Below are 22,931 nucleotides of genomic sequence, written 5' to 3'. Positions count from 1 at the left end.
CAGTTTATAGCAGTTTTATAAATAGAAGGAAAAACAATGCGATTTTTATCTCGCCGTCTCGTCATGCCTAATGACCTTAATTATGCAAATGCGCTTTTTGGTGGAAGGGCATTAGAGTGGATTGATGAAGAAGCCGCGATATACGCAATTTGTCAGCTTGAGACTAATTATCTCGTGACAAAGCACATTGGCGAAATCAGCTTTGAGTCTCCGGCAATGCAAGGAGACGTCGTAGAGTTTGGTTTAGCAACCAAAAAAGTAGGTAGAACCTCGATTACTGTTACTTGCTTGGTTCGCAATAAAGCAACGAAGAAAACGATTTGTTTAGCTGACGACATTGTATTCGTTCGAGTAGACCCTGAAACTCGCGCCCCCATTCCTCATGGAAAAACCCTTGAAATGCTGGATAAGCAGACTAAAGAAGAGTTGCGCACATTAAATATGCTCGATTGAGGCGAACAGACATAAGATACTGAATAAAATCACTATATTTTTCCATTGCGAAAAATGCGATACAGATCAGTTGAAGGTCGAGAGTCATTTTTTATAAATATTTTGCTATTTTTGTAGGCAAAGAGTCGTATTTTGCATATAATTCGCGCCCAAAATTTTTAATGTATTAAAATATAATTATCGGAGATGGGACATGGCCCTGGAACGTACTTTTTCTATCATTAAGCCTGATGCAGTAGCAAAAAATGTAATCGGTGCAATTTACAACCGTTTTGAATCTGCTGGTTTACGCCTTGTTGCGTCTAAAATGGTTCATATGAGCAAAGAGCAAGCAGAAGGTTTCTACGCAGAGCATAAAGAGCGTCCTTTCTTCGGTGCTCTGGTTGATTTCATGACGTCTGGTCCTGTTATGGTTCAGGTTCTTGAAGGTGAAGACGCAGTGCGTAAAAACCGTGAAATTATGGGTGCAACTAACCCAGCAGAAGCTCTAGCGGGTACGCTACGTGCCGACTATGCGGTGTCTATTGATGAGAATGCAGTTCACGGTTCTGACGCTCAAGAGTCTGCTGCTCGTGAAATTGCTTACTTCTTCTCTGATGAAGAAATTTGCCCACGCACGCGTTAATTTGTTAACAAGTGAGTGAACAAGGGGAGCAGCGCTCCCCTTTTGTCGTAGTAAAGGGGTGTTAAAACCCACACTTTGAATGCGTTTATTGAGGTTTGCTTTTATGACTGTATCCATGTCTGATGATGCTAAAAAAGTTAACTTGTTAGATTTCGATCGCAAGGGACTAAGAGCATTTTTTGCATCGATTGATGAGAAGCCATTTCGTGCCGACCAGTTAATGAAATGGATTTATCAGCAGGGCGTTTCTGACTTTGACGAAATGACAAACCTGAATAAAGGCTTGAGAGCTAAATTAAAAGCCAAGTGTGAAATTCGTGCACCAGAAATAGCGTACCAGCAAAACGCAACGGATGGCACAATAAAGTTTGCATTGAGACTTGAAGGAGGTCAGGAAGTTGAAACGGTCTGGATACCTGAAAGTGACCGAGCAACCTTGTGTGTGTCTTCGCAAGTTGGCTGTGCATTGGAATGTACGTTTTGTTCAACTGCTCAACAAGGCTTTAATCGCAATCTGGCGGTAGGCGAAATTATTGGGCAAGTGTGGCGTGTCGCTACAGCAATCGGTTTGTCGAATGACACTGGTAAAAGACCAATTACGAATGTCGTGATGATGGGAATGGGCGAACCACTGCTCAATTTAAAGAACGTTGTGCCAGCAATGAATATCATGTTGGATGATTTTGGCTTTGGCTTGTCAAAGCGACGTGTCACGTTGAGTACATCGGGTGTAGTACCCGCCTTAGATATGCTAGGAGACCAAATCGATGTAGCGCTTGCTATTTCTCTTCATGCGCCTACCAATACATTAAGGGACGAGATTGTTCCAATTAACAAAAAGTATCCAATCGAAGAGTTTTTGGCGGGTGTACGTCGTTATTTAGCGAAATCGAATGCTAATCAAGGAAGGGTAACGGTTGAGTACGTCATGTTAAATGGTATTAATGACAGTACTGATCAAGCCCACGAATTGGCAAAAGTGTTAAAAGATACCCCGAGTAAAATAAATTTAATTCCATTCAACCCCTATCCAGGGTCCCCGTATACTTGTTCGAGTAATTCGCGAATTGATCGCTTCTCCAAAGTGCTTATGGACTACGGTTTTACTACGGTTGTGAGAAAAACCAGGGGGGACGATATCGACGCGGCCTGCGGACAATTAGTAGGCGATGTTGTTGATAGAACGAAAAGAATGTTAAAAAAACAGATGAAGGGAGAGCAAATTTCGGTAAAAATGGCTAATTAAACAATAACTTTGATTGGCCTTATGAGATTATTAACTGCAATTCTTTTATCAGTACTTCTTTCCATCGGCGGCTGCGCGACGCAATATCACGCCGATGGACATAACTCTTCTACGCCATTTGATGCTTTAGAGGCTGCGAAAACGCGTATATCTTTGGGCCTTACCTATTTAAAAAATGGTAACTATAAGCAAGCCAAGTTTAATTTGGATAAAGCGTTGGAGTATGCGCCGAGATTAGCAGAGGCGCATTATAGTATTGCTTACTACTACCAAGTGGTAGGTGAAGTAGAGTTGGCAGATTCATCCTACAAAACGGCTATGAAGTTTGATGGCAACAATCCTGATATTGCCAATACATATGGCGCATTTTTATGTCAGCAAGGTCAGTTCGAAGAAGCAAAAGATTATTTTTTAAAAGCAGTGAGTAATGACCGATATAATTCCGCTGCAGAGACCTATGAAAACCTAGCACTGTGTAGCCAAAACCAGGGCTTGGTCGACGAAGCAATTCAATATCTAGAAAAAGCCTTGCAACATCAGCCAAGTAGAGCTAAAACGCTTATGTTACTTGCGCAATTGCAAGCGAGCGATCAGCAGTGGGAGGCGGCGCGTCGAACTTTGCGCCGATATGAAAGCATTGCGCGGGTATCACCTGATGTATTGTGGCTACTCATTAAAATTGAAGAAGCGTTAGGTAATCAAAAAGCATCGAAGGATTACGGTGCCATTTTAGTTGATATGTATCCGGGGCATCCGAATGCCCAAGATTACCTAGAGCGTAGAGCATCAGGTTCGCCATTTGTTGATGTAAGTCGTGTCGATAGAGACGCCAAGGAAAGCCAATCAGAGCCCAATAGCAAGGCAGATAATCGTGAACGTGAATTGTTAGTAGATGAAAGAGGAGTACATATTCTTGCCGAAGGTGAAAATCTGTATCGAATTTCAATCAAGTATAACGTGCGATTACAAAAGTTGATTGAATGGAACGACTTGCATGATGTAACGTCTATACCCATTGGAACAAAGTTGTTCATAGAAGCCCCACTGAATTAATCCGTAAGGAATTGAGTAGTTAAATGAGTGAAGAACACGAAAAAGTACAAGAGCCAGAAGAGGTAAGCCCTGGCAAAATGTTGCGCGAGGCAAGAGAGCGAGCTGGTTTGTCAAAGCAAGATATTGCCGAGCGTTTGCATTTAAAAGAGGTTAGCATTGGGCGTCTTGAGCAAGATGACTACGATCCGTCTATTTCCTTGACGTTTACTAAAGGCTATTTGCGATTGTATGCCAAGCACGTTGGGGTATCGGAAGAGGCTGTTCTTCAAGCATTCGATAATGTTGCTAGCAATTCAAAAGAGCCTGCGAAATTACAAAGTTTTTCTCGACGAGTCGCCAAGCAGGCAAACGATGATCGTCTTATGCTAGTGACGTACTTAGTGGGTATCATTGTGATCGCGCTCGTTGTAATGTGGTGGTGGCAAAATACGTCAAGTTCGGTTTCTTCCACAACAACAGAACTTTCAGAGTCGCTGACAGACGGGGCCGACAGTGATAGGCAGCAAAATGTTGATGCTCAATTAATGAGTCGAGGCATGATAGTTGACGAGCCACCCTCTGATGCGGAAGCTAACGCTCAACTTCATAGCGTTACAGAAACAGATTCTCAGGTGAATAATTTTGTTGTTCCTCAAGAAAAGACGAACTTGTCTTCTCAAGCAGGGTTGCCAACGAATGCGAGTTCAGAGGCAGTTCAAGAAGAGGCATTTTCACTTTCCGAAGAACCCATTGCGCCGACATCTGATGTTCAAAACAATGATGCAGCGTCAAGTATTAACACTGAACGTAATACGCAGTCAGAGATGGCATTGTCTCAGCAAGAGCTTGCGACACCTGATGTTGAAAACGTCGAGTTGGTTTTCGAGTTTTCGGGTGACTGCTGGATGAATCTGGTCGACGCGACAGGAGAAGCGATTGCGTATGGCATCAAGGCAGAAGGGCGTATTATGCCCATAACTGGTGTTCCTCCTTTTGATGTTACTCTGGGCGCTCCGGAGGTAGTGAAAATACGTTATAATGGCGTTCAAGTCGATATGTCTGAATTCAAAGCAGGCAGAACCGCTCGTTTTACTTTACCTTTTTCTGAATAATTTTACGGATGGACCATGTTTTCTGAGTCTCCAATTAAACGTCGAAAATCTACACGTATCCACGTTGGCAATGTACCTATAGGTGATGGTGCACCCATTGCTGTGCAGTCAATGACCAATACGCCTACAACGGATGTTGAAGCAACTGTCGCACAGATTAAACGCATTGAAGGCGTAGGTGGAGAAATCGTGCGAGTGTCAGTGCCTACAATGGATGCTGCTGAAGCCTTTAAGCTTATAAAGCAACAGGTGAATGTACCTCTGGTGGCAGACATTCATTTTGATTATAGAATTGCGCTTAAAGTCGCTGAATATGGCGCAGATTGTTTACGTATTAATCCAGGTAATATTGGAAACCTCGAACGGGTTAGAGCTGTCGTCGATAGTGCAAAAGATAAAAATATTCCAATCCGTATTGGCGTTAATGGCGGCTCCCTCGAAAAAGACCTACAGGAAAAGTATGGAGAGCCAACACCAGAAGCCTTGGTTGAGTCAGCTATGCGTCATGTTGATATTCTAGATTCACTTAATTTTGATCAGTTTAAAGTGAGCGTTAAGGCATCTGATGTGTTTTTAGCTGTTGGTGCATACCGTTTACTTGCTACAAAAATTGATCAGCCTTTGCATTTGGGTATTACCGAGGCTGGCGGCCTAAGAGCGGGAGCTGTGAAAAGCTCTGTTGGTTTAGGTATGTTGCTCGCCGAGGGTATCGGTGACACGATTCGCATTTCTCTAGCCGCTGATCCGGTTGAAGAAATTAAAGTCGGTTTCGACATTCTGAAATCTCTGCGTATACGATCTAGAGGCATTAATTTTATTGCTTGTCCGAGCTGCTCAAGACAAGAGTTCGATGTCATTGGCACAGTTAATGCGCTGGAGCAAAGATTGGAAGACGTATTAACGCCAATGGATGTATCGATTATCGGGTGTGTGGTAAACGGACCTGGTGAAGCTGAAGTATCTGATCTAGGCCTGACGGGGGCAAGAAATATGAGTGGTTTCTATTTAGACGGCCAGCGTCAGAAAGAGCGTTTACCAAACGATGATCTGGTCTCACAATTGGAGACGCGAATTCGAGCCAAGGCATCGATACTTGATAGCAATAATAAAATAAATGTTAAAGACGTTAGCTAGTATGTGTTTGTCAGCTTGGTACAAGCTATCAAAACTTCAGCAATTTACGTTTCATACTAAAGCCCCTATAATACGGGGCTTTATTCAGTTTTAGTTACTGGCTTTTTTTGAGTCAGAAGAAAAGAGAATCACATTCGTGGCAAAGCAAATTCAGGCAATTCGAGGTATGAATGACTGTCTGCCAGACCAAACTGGAATCTGGCAGTGGGTAGAAGATAAAATTCGTTCTGTTGTGGCCAGTTACGGCTATCAGGAAATTCGAACGCCGATCGTTGAAAGTACTGATTTATTCAAGCGCTCTATTGGTGAAGTAACAGATATCGTTGAGAAGGAAATGTATACCTTTGACGATAGAAATGGTGATAGCTTAACGCTGCGTCCAGAAAATACTGCAAGTTGTGTAAGAGCGGGAAATGAGCATGGGCTCATCTATAACCAACAACAACGCTTGTGGTATATGGGACCAATGTTTAGACATGAAAAACCACAAAAAGGACGATACCGCCAGTTTCATCAATTTGGCGTGGAAACATTTGGGTTGGAAGGGCCAGATATTGATGCTGAAGTCATTCAGTTGTCAGCTCGACTTTGGAAAGTATTCGGTATTGCAGAACATGTCACGTTGGAAATTAATTCACTTGGCACAAACGAAGCGCGCGCAAACTACCGTGACGCGTTAGTTGCTTTTCTCACAGAACATAAGTCCGTACTTGATGAAGACAGTTTACGTCGTTTAGAAAGCAACCCGCTTCGTGTTTTGGATAGTAAAGATGCTAGTGTGCAGGCGATTTTAAAAGAGGCGCCAAGCCTATTCGATTACCTTGATGACGAGTCAAAACAGCATTTTGAAGGGTTGTGTGAACGATTAGATAAATCAGGTATCAAATATCGGGTCAACCCCACTCTGGTGCGTGGCTTAGATTATTATAATCGCACTGTATTTGAGTGGGTTACTGACAGCCTTGGTTCACAAGGAACGGTATGTGCCGGTGGCCGCTACGATGGTCTTGTTGAACAGCTAGGTGGAAAATCATCTCCTGCGGTAGGGTTTGCAATGGGGATCGAGCGTTTAGTATTGTTATTGCAAACACTAGAGCTAACGTCTGACGTTCCTGCGCCTATCGATTTGTATGTTACAGCGATGGGTGACCTAGCTGAAGCGTATGCAACAGATGTAGCAGAGATGCTTAGAGATGAGATGCCAACACTACGTATTCAACGTCATTGCGGCGGTGGAAACTTCAAGAAGCAAATGAAGCGAGCAGATAAGAGCGGTGCAGTATTGTCTCTGATTATTGGAGAAAGCGAAGCACAGCAAAACTGTGTTGGGCTTAAACATATGCGAGAAGACAAAGAGCAGGAAACGCTTACCCGAGAAGCGTTACTAGCGGCTTTACGTACCTATTTTAAATGATTATATCGCCCTCATATTGGCAGGGCTGGTTGTACGAGGATAACAACATGGAACAATTCGCTACAGAAGAACAACAGGTAGAAGCGATTAAGAAATTCTGGAAAGATAACGGTGCGGCAATTGTGATTGGTGCGGTGCTGGGTCTTGGAGGATTGTGGGGCTGGCGCTACTACGGTGAGCAACAGGTTGCCAATATGGAAAAAGCATCCACCGAGTATGAATTGGTTACGACATCTGTAGGTGTTGATGATGCAACTGACGTAAAAGTGGCTGAATTTATCTCTGCAAATAAAGAGAGCGGTTATTCCGTGCTTGCAGCACTACAACTATCAAAGGCGTCAATTGATGCTGAAAACTTTGAAGAAGCGATTCAACATTTAGATTTTGTTGCCAGTAACGCCTCTGAAGTATCAATAAAAGATATCGCTAACTTGCGTTTGGCGCGTATTTATCTACAGCAAGATAAACTTGATGCAGCAATGAAAGCCGCTGAGGCTGTGAGTAGTGAATCTTTTGGTGCCCAAGTCCAGGAGCTTAAAGGTGATATTTATTTGGCTCAATCTCTGACAGACAAAGCCAGAGCTGCCTACAGTGCAGCACTAGAAGACAATGCGGGTAATTACTTGCTTAAGATGAAATTAGATAATTTGGCTTCAATAAATGGCTAATCTATTCACTCGTGCCAAGCGCGCGACAATCCTTAGTGTATGCATGGGATTAACTGCTTGTTCGACGGTATCAGGTTGGTTTAACGATGATGAAGATGTCGAAATTCGTGAACTTGCGCCTATTACGGCTCAGTTTGAACCTCAGGTTCAATGGGCAGAAAATGTAGGTAACGGTGTTGACCATTACTTTTCACGGTTGCGTCCTGCTGTTGCGTATAACAAAGTGTTTGCGGCGAGTCGCCACGGTGTTGTAAAAGCATTTGATAAGCATACTGGCGAAACGTTATGGCGTAAAAGCTTTGCCCAAAAAAGTAACGATGGTTATTTTAGTTGGTTGAGTGGGCTGTGGGATGGCGGCATCAGTGCAAAGATCTCTGGTGGCATGACAGTGGCCTATGACACGCTTTTCTTCGGCACCGAAAATGGCGAAGTATTTGCGCTAGATGCATCTACAGGCGAACTTAAATGGAAGCAAAGCGTTGCTGGAGAGGTGATTGCTGAACCTGCTGTCGATGAAGGGGTGGTCGTGGTAAACACTGGCTCCGGAATGTTAGTTGCACTAGATGCCAGTTCAGGAGAGCAGTTGTGGCAGTACGAATCAGATGTGCCAGCGTTAAGCCTTAGAGGTATATCTTCACCTACAATATCAAATGGTGGGGCAATCGTAGGCACGGCGTCAGGCAAGCTAGCGGTTAATATTATTGATAGCGGCCAAACTGTATGGGAGCAAGCTGTTGCTAAACCGTCAGGCGCTACAGAGTTAGATCGTATTGCAGATATAGATAGCCGTCCGTTGGTGGTCAATGGTGTGGTATTTGTAATCTCTTATGAAGGCACATTGGCCGCTGTAGAGTTACGTAGTGGGCGTGTTATTTGGAATCGTGAATACAAGTCATACAGACGTTTGACGCTCGCTGGCAACCAACTTTTTGTTGTGGACTTGAACAGTAATATTTACGGTTTGGATCGCAGAAATGGCGTAGAGCTGTGGAGTCAAAGAGGCCTTAAAGGGCGAACGCTTACCGGTGCTGAGCCAGTTGGCGATTATATTGTACTCGGCGATAAGTTCGGATTTTTGCATTGGCTAAGTCAGGAATCAGGCGACATTGTTGCTCGTCTAGATGTCGGCGGAGATGATGAAGATGAAAGCATATTCGCAGAACCTGTGGCAGATGAAAATACTGTCTACACTATGACCCGTTCTGGTGAGGTAGTGTCGATTAAAATGCCTTAGGCAATGTGAATCGTCATTTATGACGAATACGCTACACTATGAAATATAAACGGTTTGATTTGTCTGACAAATCAAACCGTTATTTTTAATATATCGGAAATTTCAATATGTTACCTGTTGTTGCCTTAGTTGGCAGACCTAATGTGGGTAAATCCACGCTTTTCAATCGTTTAACGAATACTCGAGATGCGCTGGTAGCTGATTACCCAGGCTTAACACGAGACCGCAAGTACGGTCAGGCAAAATATGATGGATTGCAATTTATTGTTGTAGACACTGGGGGCATAACAGGTGATGAGGAAGGCATTGATGCTGCTATGGCGGAGCAATCACTGCTGGCTGTTGAAGAAGCCGATGTCGTGTTGTTTTTGGTAGATGCACGGGCTGGTTTGACGCCTGCAGATCAAGGCATTGCCAATTATTTACGCAAGCAGCAAAAGACAGTATATGTCGTTGCGAATAAAGTTGACGGTATAGACGGCGACAGCGAAAGCGCAGAGTTTTTCTCGCTTGGTTTAGGCGAAATTCACCAGATTGCCGCGGCACACGGAAGAGGTGTTTCGCAGCTATTAGAGTTGTCGTTGTCAAAAATAGAAGACAACTTCCCTGATATGCGTGCAACGGAAAACACACGAAATGACGATGAAGAAGACGCAGAAGCACAGTTAGCTCGCTTGCAAAGTCTGCCGATTAAATTAGCCATTGTGGGTAAACCCAATGTAGGTAAGTCAACACTAACTAATCGTATATTGGGAGAAGAGCGTGTCGTTGTGTATGACATGCCAGGGACCACAAGAGACAGTATTTTTATTCCGATGGAGCGCGATGGCCGAGAGTATGTACTCATTGATACTGCGGGGGTACGTAAGCGCAAAAAAGTATCTGACGCGGTGGAAAAATTCTCTATTGTTAAGACCCTTCAGGCAATTGAAGAAGCCAATGTGGTACTTCTCACTATTGACGCAAGAGAGGGAATTGCGGATCAGGATTTGAGCTTATTAGGTTTCGTACTGAATGCAGGTCGTTCACTCGTGATTGCCGTAAATAAATGGGATGGCCTTGATAAAGACGTGAAAGAAGACATCAAGCGTGAGCTTGATCGTCGATTGGGCTTTGTTGACTTCGCTCGTCTTCACTTTATTTCAGCCCTTCATGGAACGGGTGTGGGTCATTTATTTGAATCTGTACAAGAAGCGTATGCCTCTGCAACGAAGCGTATAAATACTTCTCTGCTTACGAAAATTATGGAAATGGCACAAGAAGATCATCAGCCGCCGCTAGTGAGAGGACGTCGCGTAAAGATGAAATATGCACATGCTGGGGGATACAACCCGCCTGTGATTGTTATCCATGGTAACCAAGTTGATGACTTACCCGATTCCTATAAACGCTATATGATGAACTACTATCGTAAGTCGTTAGAGACGATGGGAACACCAATTAGAATCGAGTTTCGTGAAGGTGCTAATCCATATGAAGGTAAAAAAAATCAGTTAACGTTATCTCAACAAAGAAAACGCAAACGCTTGATGGCTTTTCATAAAAAAACAAAATAAGCGATAGCACATAAAAACGTACAGAAAGGCCCCTGAGGTGTTGCATCTCAAGGGCTTTTTTTTATTTAGCCTAAATGAGCGAATTGATAAGAGGTGATTTAGTACCTTGAGACAAATAACGAAACGAGTCTTGGGTATGAAATATAATTCGCAATTACGTATATCCTGCGAGATAACTAACTGTCTCTCTATTCCATATCTTACGTCGGTACGGGGAAACGTCATAAAATCTGTACTTCTTTGACGTTTTCAGTACTGACAACATCGTCAAAAATTTTATACCTTTTCTCAATCACGCATAACCATCATTCAAAGTCCTTGGTGTAAGGTTAGGGTGTCAAGAAGTGTAGCAGAGCATCTAGGTTCCATTAGTCTACACTTTTCACCATAGGCGAAATTGATTTTTACCGCTGGAGTCGTTTTGAGAGAAGCACAGTTGCAACCTGTTTTTATTTTACCCACAGTCATACGCGCTCGCGGCGTTGGCATGGTGGAAGTGCTGATTACACTTTTCATTCTTTCAATCGGTTTATTGGGGGTTGCGTCACTTCAGTTTATTGGATCTTTCTCGAACTCTGACGCGCTAAATCGCTCTCAGTCAGTATTGGTCTTGCAGCAGTTCAGTGAGAGGTTAAGAGCAAATGCTTATATGTCTCAAGTCGGCGATGGCATGATTGTCGATAATGCCTACTACGATGACACTATTTACAATTTCAAAAACTTGTCATGTCCTGATGGCGGCTCACCTCATGCTTGTTACTGTGTCAACCGCCCAGCGTCGATTCCTAATTGTCGAAATGGTGATTGTACACCTGTAGAAATGGCGACGTTGGATGCCTATGAAATGTCATGCGCAGCGGTGGCGAACAACCCGAATGCGCTAGTGTCACTTTCATGCACAGATAACGCTGTGGGAGATGCAGATCTATGCAGTCCCGGATCTCGGCACGATATCAAAATCTTGTGGCCGATAAAACAATGGCAAAATCAAAATACCGTGTTAGATAGCGAATGTAACACTGGCCTTACTGAGGCTCATGACTGTGTTCGATTGGAGTTGATTCTGTAATGAATAGTTATTCGTCACAGCGTGGCTTTACGCTAATCGAAATTATGATCACCCTAACGTTGGGGTTAGTCATTTCAATTGCTGTGGTTCAAATTATGGTAAGTAATAATTTAACTGAAAGGCTTAATCGCGCCATGGCATCAGTGCAAGAAAATGGTCGGTTTATTATGGGGAGGCTGCGAGAAGATGTCTTGATTGCAGGGCGCTATGACAGCCTATCGCCAAATTTAGAGCGAAGCGTTGATATCGTCAACGAAGCAGCGTTTTTACAAAATCGTCCGATCATTCAAGCTGGAGACTTTGTGAATGCAATGGATTTAGGCGTTGTTCAAGGCGCGAATGGCACCAATGATGAACTGGTAATTGCAATGCAGTCAGACAGAGATTGCAGGGGCTATAAACTTGGGTATGGCGCCAATGAGGAATTTTTTGTTGTAAATCATTATTTTGTTGATGGAACGAATCTGAAGTGTCGTGGTTTTGATGGCCGCGTGCTTCGAGGCCTACGCGCAGCTGTTGGAACCAATGGGGATAAAGCATTCACACTTCTAGACGGCGTAGAAAGCTTTCAGGTTGAATATGGTGTGAGTTCTGCGGCTATTAATGCTGATGATACGGGCAGACCTTCGCGCTTTGTTACTGCTGACTTGTTACCAAACGTTTTAACGAATGGGGCGCAGGTGGTTGCCATTCGTATTGCAATTTTGGTGAAAGGAGAAGTTGAAATAACGTTGGATCCAGTTCCTAGCTTTACGTTGTTAAATGAAGCCGCCTTTACGCCGAGTGAAAAGCGTTTGTACAAGAAATTCGAAGGTACATTTGCGCTCAGAAACGTGAAGAATTTTGTGAGAAGTAGAAAGTTATGAAGCAGTATGGAATGGTAATGGTGTTCGCTCTACTTGTTTTGATGAGCATGACAATTCTTGGTGTTGCATCAGTATCGAGCAGTTTAATGCAGAATAAGATGGCCGTATCTATGGAGAATAAATCATTGGCATTTGATGCAGCGGAAGCTGCTATTGCAGGTGTGGTATTCGAAGCAGAAGACAAAGTGTTACTAACCAATCCAAATTTATTAGATCCGTTGTCAGAGGCAAGGCAAGGGGCCCAAATAGATTTAGTAAACCAAGATTTGAGTTGCTTTGATAATGTGAATTGGACTCAACGACGCGTAACCGAAGGGGGATTGAATCAAGGTGCTCAACACAATGGTGCGGGTAAATTTCAGTCTAATCCGGATATTAACAGTTGGTCTAAAACCGCATTTGTAAGAGAAAAGTCGTGTTTAGGTTCAAGTAACGTCATCGGTGGAAGCAATGTGAATTGCCACGTCTTTATGGTTCGTGGGTGCGGGCAGGTCAGCGGCTCGGCGTTTGCGGTGGCCAATTCACTCAATGTGGCTGTATTTGCCCCGGCATCAAATTAGTGAGGAAAGTGTAATGAAATTTCTACAGTATTCTTTCTCAATATTACTATCTACGCTTTTGCTTTGTAATGTAGGCTTTGCTGATGATTTAGAAATATATTTGGGAACGGGGAATGAAACGGCTACCTACGATCCAAATGTACTTTTTATAATGGATACATCGGGCAGTATGGCGGGTAAAGATGGCGGAACCGAATCTCGCATGCTTAGAGTTCAAAAAGCGCTTAAAGAAACATTGCAGTCAGCGACTAATATTAATGCGGGCTTAATGCGTTTCTCTGATCTCGGTGGGCCTGTGCTATACCCTATTCGGCCGATAGACGATGCTGTTCAACCCGAGCTCGTAATTCCAGTCGGAGCATCTAATAATGATGCGTCAGAACGTTCTGGTGTTGTTACGTTGAACGATGATGGATTGGTGTTAACTGCAGGAACCGACAATGTCACAACGGGTTTACGGTTTGAAGGTGTCAATATTCCTAAAGGCGCGGTTATTACCAACGCGTATATTCGGTTTACATCTCATATTCTTAATTCAGCGTCGAGCAACATTAAGATAAGTGGGGAGTTGTCTGCTAATGCGCAGGCTTTTCAGGCAACGAGTAATGATATTAGTGATAGAACTAAGACGACAGCGTTTGTTGATTGGACGTCAAATAATGATTTTCCGCTGTCCGAAGAAACGATTTCTACGCCTTCTTTAATCAGTGTTATCCAAGAAATTGTGGATCAGAATGATTGGTGTGGTGGTAATGCGTTGGGGCTTATTTTAGAGGGATCGAGTACAAGCAGTGCCAGCGACAGAAAAGCATTTTCTCATGATGAAGGTTCTGGCTGGGCACCGCAGTTAGTGGTGTCGTATGATGAGTCTACTGCGACAGGTTGTGTGACTGGTGAACTTTCATATCAGGTAAATACACAAAAAGACAATGCTGAAGAGCGTTGGGATGGCTACGATTCAACGGGTAGCGAGCTGACGTTGAATGACAATAATAACCGATACATTGGCATCCGTTTCAAAAATATCGCGGTGCCTAAAGGTGTAACAATTGTTAGTGCTCACTTAAGTTTAACAGCCTACCAACATTATACAGGTGGCAGTGCTTCAATGGTTATTCGTGGTGTTAATGAAGATGATCCCAATGACTTCCATCCGTATTCTCGATATTTACTTCGAAACAAGCCAAAAACAGCGGGAGTCAATTGGTCGGGCATTCCTAGCTGGTATAAAAACAATACATATCAAAGCCCTGATGTATCCTCTATTGTCCAATCGCTGGTTAACCGGTCCGGCTGGACATCAGGGAATGATATGGCATTTGTTTTGTCTGACTTCTCTGGTTTTCGAGGCGGCTATACGTACAAAGGTAAACCCTCAGGGGCAGCGCAACTAACGATAAAATATCAGGGTGATGCGAGTCCTGGAACTACATCTACTGTACGAGAACATTTGATTAGTAAAGTTGACGAATTAGCAGCAAGTGGTTACACCCCTATTGTTGATACACTGTACGAAGCGGTGAATTACTATGGTGGTAGAAATGTCGACTATGGTACTAAGCGTGGCGATTCTTCAGTGAGCTCTACTGTTAGACGAAACACCCGTGTGAGTAATCGACTGTCGTATGTTGGCGCCGATTCGGTACTTCCTCCCGGATGTTCAGAAGACAATTTAAGTGGCAGTTACTGTATTGGCGAATATATACCTAGCGGAGCCAAATATATCTCGCCTGTTACAGACCTCCAGTGCCAAACAAATAACCATATTGTGTTGTTATCTGACGGTGAAGCGAATAACAATCACAGTGTATCTAAGATTGAGGCGCTGCTTAACACGTCTTGTTCAGGGAGTGGTGGAGAAAAATGTGGTTTAGATCTCGTTAAGAATGTGAGTGATACGGGCGATACAGTGATTGATGCACGTGTCGTTACTCATACCATTGGGTTCGCTGCAAACTCAACGGCGAACAACTTCTTAAATCAATTAGCGCTTCAAGGTGGCGGTGGTTTCTATCAAGCCGACAACAGTACTGACTTGGTCACGGCATTTCAACAAATTCTAAAAACGGTGAAAGATGTAAATGCAACTTTCGTTTCACCGGGTGTTGCAGTCAACCAATTAAACCGATTAACCCACAAAAATGAGCTATATTTCGCGTTATTTAAGCCCGCAGAAGGCACTATCTGGCCAGGTAATTTAAAGAAATACAAAATAAACGGCGATGTTATTCTGGATAAAAATGGAAACCCAGCGGTTGATAGTGGATCGGGTTTCTTCTCTGAAAACTCCCATAGTTACTGGTCTGTTCTAGCTGACGGCAACGATGTGAGAGAGGGCGGCGCAGCTAGTCTTCTAGACGTAAGTCGACGAATTTATATGTTCAGCGATCCCGGAAGCATTGTTACATCTGCAAATAATTTGCATGAGTCAAACAGCGCAATTTCCACCATAGATTTGGCGATAGACAGTGTGGCTGATAAAGAAACGGTTCGTACCCAACTATTGAAGTGGGCAAGAGGCATTGATGTAAAAGATGATGATGGTGATGGATATACTGACGATGCGAGAACGCAAATGGGAGATCCTATTCATTCTCAACCTGTGATTATCAATTACTCAGCCAATGATAGCGCCATACTCGTGGCGACTAACCAAGGCTTTTTGCATTCGTTTGATGCAGAAACGGGAGAAGAGAATTTTGCTATTATCCCGAAAGAGCTCCTAAGAAATCTTTACGACTTCTATCAAGATGGCTCAACATTTTCACATATATACGGTCTAGATGGCGACCTAGTTTACCGCGATACAGGTACGCAAAAAATCCTTTACGTTGGCATGCGTAGAGGGGGGCGCAACTACTATGCTTTTGACATCACCAGTAAAACAAATCCAAGCTTGCTGTTTAAAATCGAAGGCGGTTCTCCCGGATTTGAAAAGCTAGGTCAAAGCTGGTCTCGTCCTACTTTAACAAAGGTTAATATCGGCGGAAGCAGTAAAACTGTTCTGATCTTTGGTGGCGGATACGATGAAGACCAAGATAACTATTTAACCCGCACGCAGGACTCAGAGGGTAACGCCGTGTTTATGGTGGATGCTGATAGCGGTCAATTGCTATGGTCAGCAAGTAGTGCGAATGCTGATCTTGTTTTAACTGATATGAATTATAGTGTTCCCGCAAGAATCTCGGTGATTGACCGTGAAGGAGATGGGTATGCCGATCATATGTATGTCGCAGATATGGGCGCACAACTGTTTAGACTGGATATTTATAATGGAAACGGAACAAGTACCTTAGTCAAAGGAGGCTTGCTTGCTGATTTTTCCGGTGCAGGTGAAGAGAATAACCGTAGGTTCTTTTATGGACCAGATGTGTCAGAGATAAGCTTGGCTAATGAACACTATTATGCTGTAGCGCTTGGCTCAGGTTATAGGGCACATCCCCTTAATGCTGTCATTCAAGATCATTTTTTCATGATTAAAGATAATGGTGTATTTAATATCAATACAAATGGCGAATATTCATTGCCCACTTCATCGCTAGGATTCGCAGATGTCTATGATGCTACCAATCACCTTTTAACTGATAGCGATAGCTCGACACGAGAGCTTGAAGCCGAGGCATTTGCCACAAAATCGGGGTGGCACATTCGTTTGGGCAGTGGTGGAGAAAAAGTGCTAGCATCACCGCTTATCATTAATTACAAACTATTCTTTACGACTTATGTGCCATCAACTGCGAGCCAGAGCGCTTGTGCGCCTCCAGCGGGAAAAAGTAGGGCATATCTTGTTGAGTTAATCAACGGAAATGCTGTGACTGATTTAGACGGTGATAACCAAACTGAGCACCAAGATCGCTTTGCAGATTTACAACAAACAGGGATAGCCCCAGAAACTAAAATACTCATCGAAGATATTATCAAACCAGTTGTCTGTCTTGGAACGGAATGTACCTCTGCCGTAATTGAAGTTGATGAAGATGGCAACCCTGAAAACTGCGGAACAAACTTTGAGTGTTTAGCGCAGAATATTTACGGTGTTTTTGAGCGTGTGAGAAAGGAAAGTTGGACAACCGAAGTTGAGAGGCAATAACCATGTTATCTGTTGCTCGAAGTAACGGGTTTTCCCTTATTGAACTTATGATAACAATCGCCATAGTAGGAATTCTGACGAGTATTGCCTACCCAGCTTATCAAGGCGTTCTGAAACAAGGTTATAGAAGTACTGCTCAAGCTGATTTAATGGCATTAGCGGCAGCAATGGAGAGGCACATGGCGACAACCAATTCGTATGCTGGTGCCGCTACAGGCGGAGGGTCTACAGGGGCGCCTGCTATATTTCAATCTTACTCCCCCGCGTCAGAACCAATAGCAAACAAACGCTATGATTTAAAAATCCAAAGCGTTGCCGTTAACGGGCAGTCTTATGTCCTCGTCGCCGAGCCAGTTAGTGGCACTGTGCAGGGAGATGAAGGTGACTTGTTCTACTTCAGCGATGGTAGGAAAGCGTGGGACCAAGACAATAGCGGCGGACTGTCTAACAGTGAATACTGTTGGAGTTGTTAGTTACTGCGATTTATCACGAATGGCGGTATAGCCCCACAACGCTTCACACAACCCATACACTCTAACAAAACGATCACATTCGACTTCACCAAGTGGCTCAGCAACGGCTTTATACGTGTTACGTGCTTTATGCGCAGTGGTTTGAAATAACGTGAGCTTTTCATCTGACGCCACGTCATATTCTTCATATGATAACTGCTCCGCTTTTTTCCAAGCGGAATAAAAGCTTTTAATGCAAGAAAGAAGTTTTATATGAATTTGCAGGAGCTTGTGTGATGTCAGATATTGCCCGACTACGCTGGAATGGGTTACAGAATGTAACTCTTTGTCTTTCATTTCGGCAGTCAGAGATTGCAGTAATGTTAATTTATCAGTGACTTGCGAAAGTGTTTTGATATAAGTATGACTGATATTTGTGGGATCTGAGGTACAAGTATTTTCGCTAGAAATCTCGTCGGCCATTTCCTCTGATAAGATATCAATAGCCGACAAGGTTCTGACAATGCTTTGCATGTGTTAATTATTCGGCTTTGTCGAAGGTAAAGATGTAGTGGCTACAGGCACATTAGCACTTACTGGGCTTTTTGACTTTTGCTGATTCTGCCACTTTTCAAGTTCTCCTAAACGACGACTGATTGCACTCGTTACCTGATCCACAGCAATAAGTTTGGCCTTTATATCGCCAAACTGACGTTCCACACCGCTATCTTGCTTAGCTAATGAAGCGATTTGACGATCAATGTCCTCAAAGGTTTGGCGTTGTTTATTTAACTGTTCCTGTAACACCGTAAAGTTAGTGTTATTGGTTGCTATGTCGCTCGCTAAATCGTTAGTGCGTCCATTTAGATTATTCTCAAGCGCTTGCACATTTGTTGCTAACTCTTTGATATCACTTTGGTTACGTCGCCATGCTGATGCCCATAACTTGTCCATCTGACGCCATAATTCTTCCGATTTTTCTGATAGTTCAGACACTTTTACTTGCATAGCCACAGCTGATTGATCCATTTCCTCCCCAGTAGCTGAAAGGCGCTGTTCTAGATCCTCAATGCGCTGTTCTGAACCGATTACTTGCTTATTCAATGCGGCATTTTGGGTGTACAACCAATAACATGCACCAGAAGACCCCAGTGCCACTAGCAATGCGATGGACACCAAAAAACCATTGCTTTTTGGTGCTGGAGCAGAGGGGGTATCGTCAGTTGAAGTACTTTTTATTTTTGATTGAGTTCGCGCTTTTTGATATGCGTCTCTGTCTTCCTGATCTAGCTTTATTGGCGGAAAGTCACCATCGAAATTATTTGGCATAAGGCTTCTGTCGTTTTGTTGCTAGCAATGAATATTAGCGTAATAAATCTTGGATCATTGATGTTATCGCTTTTTGAAAGTATTTGCCAAGTATTGAAGCACCACATTTGGTATAAAAAGCATCCCTGCCTACGATTATTAGTAAGTAGCCACCACATTAACATTATGGTTTTCTACGGCTCCTACTACATATCCAATCATATTAGGGTTTGTAGAGATAAGTTCGAGCATTTCATCTTTCGTCGATACTGCTTTGGGTGGCGTACCTTTTCCCGTAAAAATGAGCTTCGACCAATATGCTTTTAGCTGGCTGGATGACTTATTAAGCACAGTGCTGTTAAATGTCTGCTGATCCTCCAGGGCTTCTTCCATTGTGATAGGGACAATAGTATGGCCCGAAGGCAAGGTCTTCTGTTTACCCAGAAATATCCGTTCAATCACGTCATTTGACAGCGTGAGTGTATTTTCAGCATGCGTGATAATGCTTACATTGGCAGAACTTGTAAAACTCACCATCAACAGTGAGAACAGGGTTAGTGCATATTTCATAACATTTACCTCAATTGATTAAGTTATAAGCATGTTTAGACTACGCGCTATGGTATAGAGGAAACATTAAATGCAACTGAACGGTAAATTGACAGGTAGTGAACAAAGCAAAAATTAGCCATGACCACGTATTGATGGGATAAAAAAAGCGGAGCATAGATGCTCCGCTTATTAGTAATTAAAATTCGTAATACTTACGCCGCTGCGCTTTCTTGCTTGATAGGCGCACCTTGAGCATCTACTAATTCGAGATCAAATGTGAACTCGTCTACTCGAACAGCCAGTTTGCGTTTATCGTTGTAATCGAGCACAAGTGCCTTTTCTTCGTCAGTCAGTAGATTCTGACCGTGAAGCGTAGTCACTACGTTTTCAAACGATAATGCAGGTACTACAGGATTAGAGCGCATTAGCTTCTGAACCTTTTTAAGTACTGGCATACATGCGTGTTTAGCATCAAATGCGCGTTCATTAATGAAGTTTCCATCGCCTTCAACCACATGCACCAAATGCGTTAGCTGTCGTTTGATGCTGGTTTGTTGCATGGTCGCTTCTGATAATTCACGTACCAAGTCATCAGAAATGCCAGGTACTGATGAGGTATACGTATTAGTCAGTAATCTCATCAAGCCACGAGTTGCACCATTAGGGAAGTTGTTGATGAAATCTACCAACGCTTTTTCACCTTGCTGTAAACACCACTCGATTGCGTACTCAAAATAAGGACGCGCTTCTGAACGATTCTCTACGCGTTGCTCGTAAAAACGTACCACGGCCATTGACGCATATAGGTAACTCATAATGTCACCCAAGCGAGCAGATAGAAGCTCTGCTTTCTTTAAGTTTCCGCCTAGCACTAATAGCGATAGGTCAGCTAAAGGTGCAAGTTTCGCAGAAAGTGTATTCATACGTTTTTCGTACTTTTTCACTTCTGGAATCGCTGCGCCTGCACTTCTCATGAATGGTAAATAGCTCTTAGACATCGAGCGGAACGCGTTAGCGACACTGAACTTAACCGTTTTGCCAAGTACCTTGTTGAACTCGCCATCTGCACCTGAGTCATTGCTATGGATCAGGTCGACCATTTCTTTAAGGTGTGGATGACAGCGCATCGCACCTTGACCGAAGATCATTAAGCTACGAGTTAGAATATTTGCGCCTTCTACCGTAATGGCGATAGGAAGGGCTGAATATCCATTGGCAAGTGTATTTTGTGGACCACGCTGAATGGCTTTACCCGCTTGTACATCCATTGCAGAGTTGAGTACGTCGCGACCCAGCTCTGTCATATGATATTTTGCCATTGCTGTGATGACAGACGGTTTAAGGCCTAAACCTAATCCTTCTGTGGTAAGTACACGCATTGCTTCTAGAACAAACGTTTTGCCAGCAATGTCTGCAAGCTTGTCTTGAATACCTTCAAAACGGCCAATTGGAACACCAAACTGTTCGCGTACAAATGAGTATTCCGCTGTAGATTTAAATGCGCTCTGTGCTGATGCAACGCCCATTGCTGGAAGTGAAATACCACGACCGGCTCCTAAGCAGCTCACTAGCATCTGCCACCCACGACCGATGTTCTTCTGCCCACCGATAATGAAATCCATAGGAATAAATACATCAGTACCACGCGTTGTACCGTTATAGAAACGCACGCCCATTGGGTCATGACGGTTACCAAGTTCAACGCCAGGGTGAGACTTAGGAATCAACGCACAGGTTATACCTAGTTCTTTTTCGCCACCTAGCAAACCTTCCGGATCGAAAACTTTGAATGCAAGGCCAAGTACTGTTGCGATAGGCGCAAGTGTAATGTAACGCTTGTCCCAGCTTACACGAATTCCAAGTACTTCTTCACCATCGAACATACCTTTTGTCACAATACCTGCGTCAGGGATTGCGCCCGCATCTGAACCAGCTTCTGGGCTGGTAAGTGCGAAACAAGGAATGTCTTGGCCGACTGACAATTTAGGTAACCAATAATTTTGTTGTTCTTCCGTGCCATAGTGCATTAGCAGCTCGCCTGGACCTAGAGAGTTTGGAACCATCACGGTGACTGCAATAGCGCCGCTTTTTGTGGCAATGGTGGCAACGATAGTTGAGTTAGCGTAAGGCGTGAACTCTAAACCACCGAATTTTTTCGGAATAATTAGTGAGAAAAACTTGTTCACTTTCAAGAATTCAAGTATTTCGTCTGGGATATGCTTACCGTTTTGCAGATCGAAATCGTCGATCATGCCCATTAATTCTTTCACAGGGCCGTCAAGAAAGGCTTGCTCGTCTGCTGATAATGTCGCTAGTGGAATATCTCTAAGCGCCTGCATATCAGGTTTACCCTGATAGATTGAAGATTCAATCCACACATCTCCGGCGTCGAGCGCTTCTTGCTCTGTCACCGAAATAGGTGGAAGTACTTTCTTAAGGCTAGTTCTGATACTCATATTACTCATCCGCTCATCTGACCAGTTGTATGGTTATATACTACATAATTTTTGGAATAGATCAAAATTTTACGTCAATTCTGCATTTCTATTCACGCGATATGGCGTCCTAGCTCATTTAAATTTTTTAAAAACAAAGGGTTAACTTAATTTAAGAATTGGCCTCATGTTGTACGATATGTACTCAACTGAGCCTAACTTGCTCATATTTTGTTTTCGCTCTGTTTTAAAATTAACCTAATGTACACTTTTTATGGTGTTGGTTCTGTATGTGAAATTGTTATGTGTGATTAAAAAATATACAGAGTGGTGGTGGGTGAATTAAAACTTGGCACGATATATCTGGAACAGACAAAGAGGTACCTACGTACATCTAAGAGGTTGCTGTTTTCTATCTCGGCTAAAGTACAGTTTTTACGCAGATGTCTAGATTAACTATCTGCTCAACGCTATAGTTAAATCAAACTTGAGCCACAGAGCCATGACATTGCGCACGCTAAAAATAGCCATAATTCATTTACTTATTAGCTTTTCTGCTTATTCAGACGGGTTTTACACGACAATAAACGCGGGCTACTCAGAGATTAGTTTACGAGAGGGGGCGGCAGAAGGAGGCGCACTCAAATTTGGGGTCGGCTATCAATTTCACTGGCAATGGTATGTTGAAGCATCATTCCAGCATGCCTCTCCTGAGGAATTTAATACATTGAGTTCTCCGATAACGTATTCTTATACGCAATTGCGTGAAAGTGCTGAATATACATCTGCAGGGATTGCGCTTTTGGGAAAAGCGAGAGGTGAATCTGGAGAGCTATTTTATCGAATTGGTGCTTTGGTTGCAGATGTCCAGGGACAGTCTTTTGCCACATCCTCGTGTCAGCCACTTAACGCTAACCCTTTGATTGATATTAACGATGTCTCATTTCTGCAATGTGAATACGATGATACCGTAATGGGAGGTATTGTTGGCCTAGGCTTTGACTTTTTTATTACTCCTCAAATAATGATCAGAACTGAGGCCGAACACGTATCTGGGGAAAATGGGTTTTCTGCCAATTCTGCGTTCATTGGATTACGTTATAACTTTTAGAGTAGTACGCTTTC

The 22,931-nt window shown here is 43.3% G+C and carries 20 protein-coding genes; 16 read left to right on the top strand and 4 right to left on the bottom strand.

What is annotated here, in order from left to right; genetic code table 11:
• The first annotated feature begins 36 nt into the window (after positions 1-36).
• The 15 genes from OE749_RS00290 (at position 37) to OE749_RS00220 (ending at position 17,532) form a co-directional block, all read left to right on the top strand.
• Positions 37-453, top strand: coding sequence for an acyl-CoA thioesterase (locus OE749_RS00290; RefSeq protein ID WP_263710338.1), 417 nt, complete (start codon positions 37-39; stop codon positions 451-453).
• Between the two features lie 193 nt (positions 454-646).
• On the top strand, positions 647-1,078 hold the full coding sequence (gene ndk, locus OE749_RS00285) for a nucleoside-diphosphate kinase (RefSeq protein WP_263710337.1): 432 nt from the start codon (positions 647-649) through the stop codon (positions 1,076-1,078).
• Between the two features lie 103 nt (positions 1,079-1,181).
• Positions 1,182-2,324: a bifunctional tRNA (adenosine(37)-C2)-methyltransferase TrmG/ribosomal RNA large subunit methyltransferase RlmN gene (locus tag OE749_RS00280; RefSeq protein WP_263710336.1), complete on the top strand. Its 1,143-nt coding sequence runs from the start codon at positions 1,182-1,184 to the stop codon at positions 2,322-2,324.
• Between the two features lie 21 nt (positions 2,325-2,345).
• Positions 2,346-3,377 carry a type IV pilus biogenesis/stability protein PilW gene (gene pilW / locus OE749_RS00275; protein WP_263710335.1) on the top strand — a complete coding sequence of 344 codons (1,032 nt, stop codon included), beginning with the start codon at positions 2,346-2,348 and terminating at the stop codon, positions 3,375-3,377.
• A 23-nt stretch (positions 3,378-3,400) separates the two neighbouring features.
• On the top strand, positions 3,401-4,468 hold the full coding sequence (locus OE749_RS00270) for a RodZ domain-containing protein (RefSeq protein WP_263710334.1): 1,068 nt from the start codon (positions 3,401-3,403) through the stop codon (positions 4,466-4,468).
• Positions 4,469-4,483: 15 nt separating this feature from the next.
• The gene (gene ispG, locus OE749_RS00265; protein ID WP_263710333.1) at positions 4,484-5,602 is read left to right on the top strand and encodes a flavodoxin-dependent (E)-4-hydroxy-3-methylbut-2-enyl-diphosphate synthase; all 1,119 of its coding nucleotides are present in this window, start codon (positions 4,484-4,486) and stop codon (positions 5,600-5,602) included.
• Positions 5,603-5,738: 136 nt separating this feature from the next.
• Complete coding sequence (hisS, locus tag OE749_RS00260) at positions 5,739-7,016, top strand: histidine--tRNA ligase (RefSeq protein WP_263710332.1); 1,278 nt, start codon at positions 5,739-5,741, stop codon at positions 7,014-7,016.
• A 47-nt stretch (positions 7,017-7,063) separates the two neighbouring features.
• Positions 7,064-7,684: a YfgM family protein gene (locus OE749_RS00255; protein ID WP_263710331.1), complete on the top strand. Its 621-nt coding sequence runs from the start codon at positions 7,064-7,066 to the stop codon at positions 7,682-7,684.
• Positions 7,677-8,918: an outer membrane protein assembly factor BamB gene (gene bamB / locus OE749_RS00250; protein WP_263710330.1), complete on the top strand. Its 1,242-nt coding sequence runs from the start codon at positions 7,677-7,679 to the stop codon at positions 8,916-8,918. Before OE749_RS00255 ends, bamB begins: the two co-directional genes overlap by 8 nt.
• A 107-nt stretch (positions 8,919-9,025) precedes the next feature.
• Entirely contained in the window at positions 9,026-10,474 is a 1,449-nt protein-coding gene (gene der, locus OE749_RS00245) for a ribosome biogenesis GTPase Der (RefSeq protein ID WP_263710329.1), read from the top strand.
• A 487-nt stretch (positions 10,475-10,961) separates the two neighbouring features.
• Positions 10,962-11,543, top strand: coding sequence for a pilus assembly protein PilV (locus OE749_RS00240; RefSeq protein WP_263710962.1), 582 nt, complete (start codon positions 10,962-10,964; stop codon positions 11,541-11,543).
• Entirely contained in the window at positions 11,543-12,409 is an 867-nt protein-coding gene (locus OE749_RS00235; protein ID WP_263710328.1) for a PilW family protein, read from the top strand. The genes OE749_RS00240 and OE749_RS00235 overlap by 1 nt, the downstream gene beginning before the upstream one ends.
• Positions 12,406-12,969, top strand: a complete 564-nt coding sequence (locus OE749_RS00230; protein WP_263710327.1) for a pilus assembly PilX family protein — start codon at positions 12,406-12,408, stop codon at positions 12,967-12,969. The genes OE749_RS00235 and OE749_RS00230 overlap by 4 nt, the downstream gene beginning before the upstream one ends.
• A gap of 13 nt (positions 12,970-12,982) precedes the next feature.
• Positions 12,983-17,059: a PilC/PilY family type IV pilus protein gene (locus tag OE749_RS00225; protein WP_263710326.1), complete on the top strand. Its 4,077-nt coding sequence runs from the start codon at positions 12,983-12,985 to the stop codon at positions 17,057-17,059.
• A gap of 2 nt (positions 17,060-17,061) precedes the next feature.
• A complete protein-coding gene (locus OE749_RS00220; RefSeq protein ID WP_263710325.1) occupies positions 17,062-17,532 on the top strand; it encodes a type IV pilin protein in 471 nt (156 codons plus the stop codon).
• Here the strand turns inward: OE749_RS00220 and OE749_RS00215 are convergent, their stop codons facing one another.
• The 4 genes from OE749_RS00215 to OE749_RS00200 form a co-directional block, all read right to left on the bottom strand.
• Complete coding sequence (locus OE749_RS00215) at positions 17,533-18,045, bottom strand: hypothetical protein (protein WP_263710324.1); 513 nt, start codon at positions 18,043-18,045, stop codon at positions 17,533-17,535. It abuts the gene before it with no gap.
• 3 nt (positions 18,046-18,048) lie between these two features.
• Positions 18,049-18,840 carry a hypothetical protein gene (locus OE749_RS00210; protein ID WP_263710323.1) on the bottom strand — a complete coding sequence of 264 codons (792 nt, stop codon included), beginning with the start codon at positions 18,838-18,840 and terminating at the stop codon, positions 18,049-18,051.
• Between the two features lie 138 nt (positions 18,841-18,978).
• Positions 18,979-19,389, bottom strand: a complete 411-nt coding sequence (locus tag OE749_RS00205; RefSeq protein ID WP_263710322.1) for a type 2 periplasmic-binding domain-containing protein — start codon at positions 19,387-19,389, stop codon at positions 18,979-18,981.
• A gap of 194 nt (positions 19,390-19,583) precedes the next feature.
• Complete coding sequence (locus OE749_RS00200) at positions 19,584-21,827, bottom strand: acyl-CoA dehydrogenase (protein ID WP_263710321.1); 2,244 nt, start codon at positions 21,825-21,827, stop codon at positions 19,584-19,586.
• A gap of 481 nt (positions 21,828-22,308) precedes the next feature.
• On the opposite strand from OE749_RS00200, the gene OE749_RS00195 reads away from it, so the two are divergent.
• Positions 22,309-22,917, top strand: coding sequence for an outer membrane beta-barrel protein (locus OE749_RS00195; protein ID WP_263710320.1), 609 nt, complete (start codon positions 22,309-22,311; stop codon positions 22,915-22,917).
• Positions 22,918-22,931 lie beyond the last annotated feature (14 nt).

Source organism: Fluctibacter corallii, assembly GCF_025751585.1.
Taxonomy (GTDB): domain Bacteria; phylum Pseudomonadota; class Gammaproteobacteria; order Enterobacterales; family Alteromonadaceae; genus Fluctibacter_A; species Fluctibacter_A corallii.
This window is presented reverse-complemented; position numbering and strand designations above follow the sequence as displayed.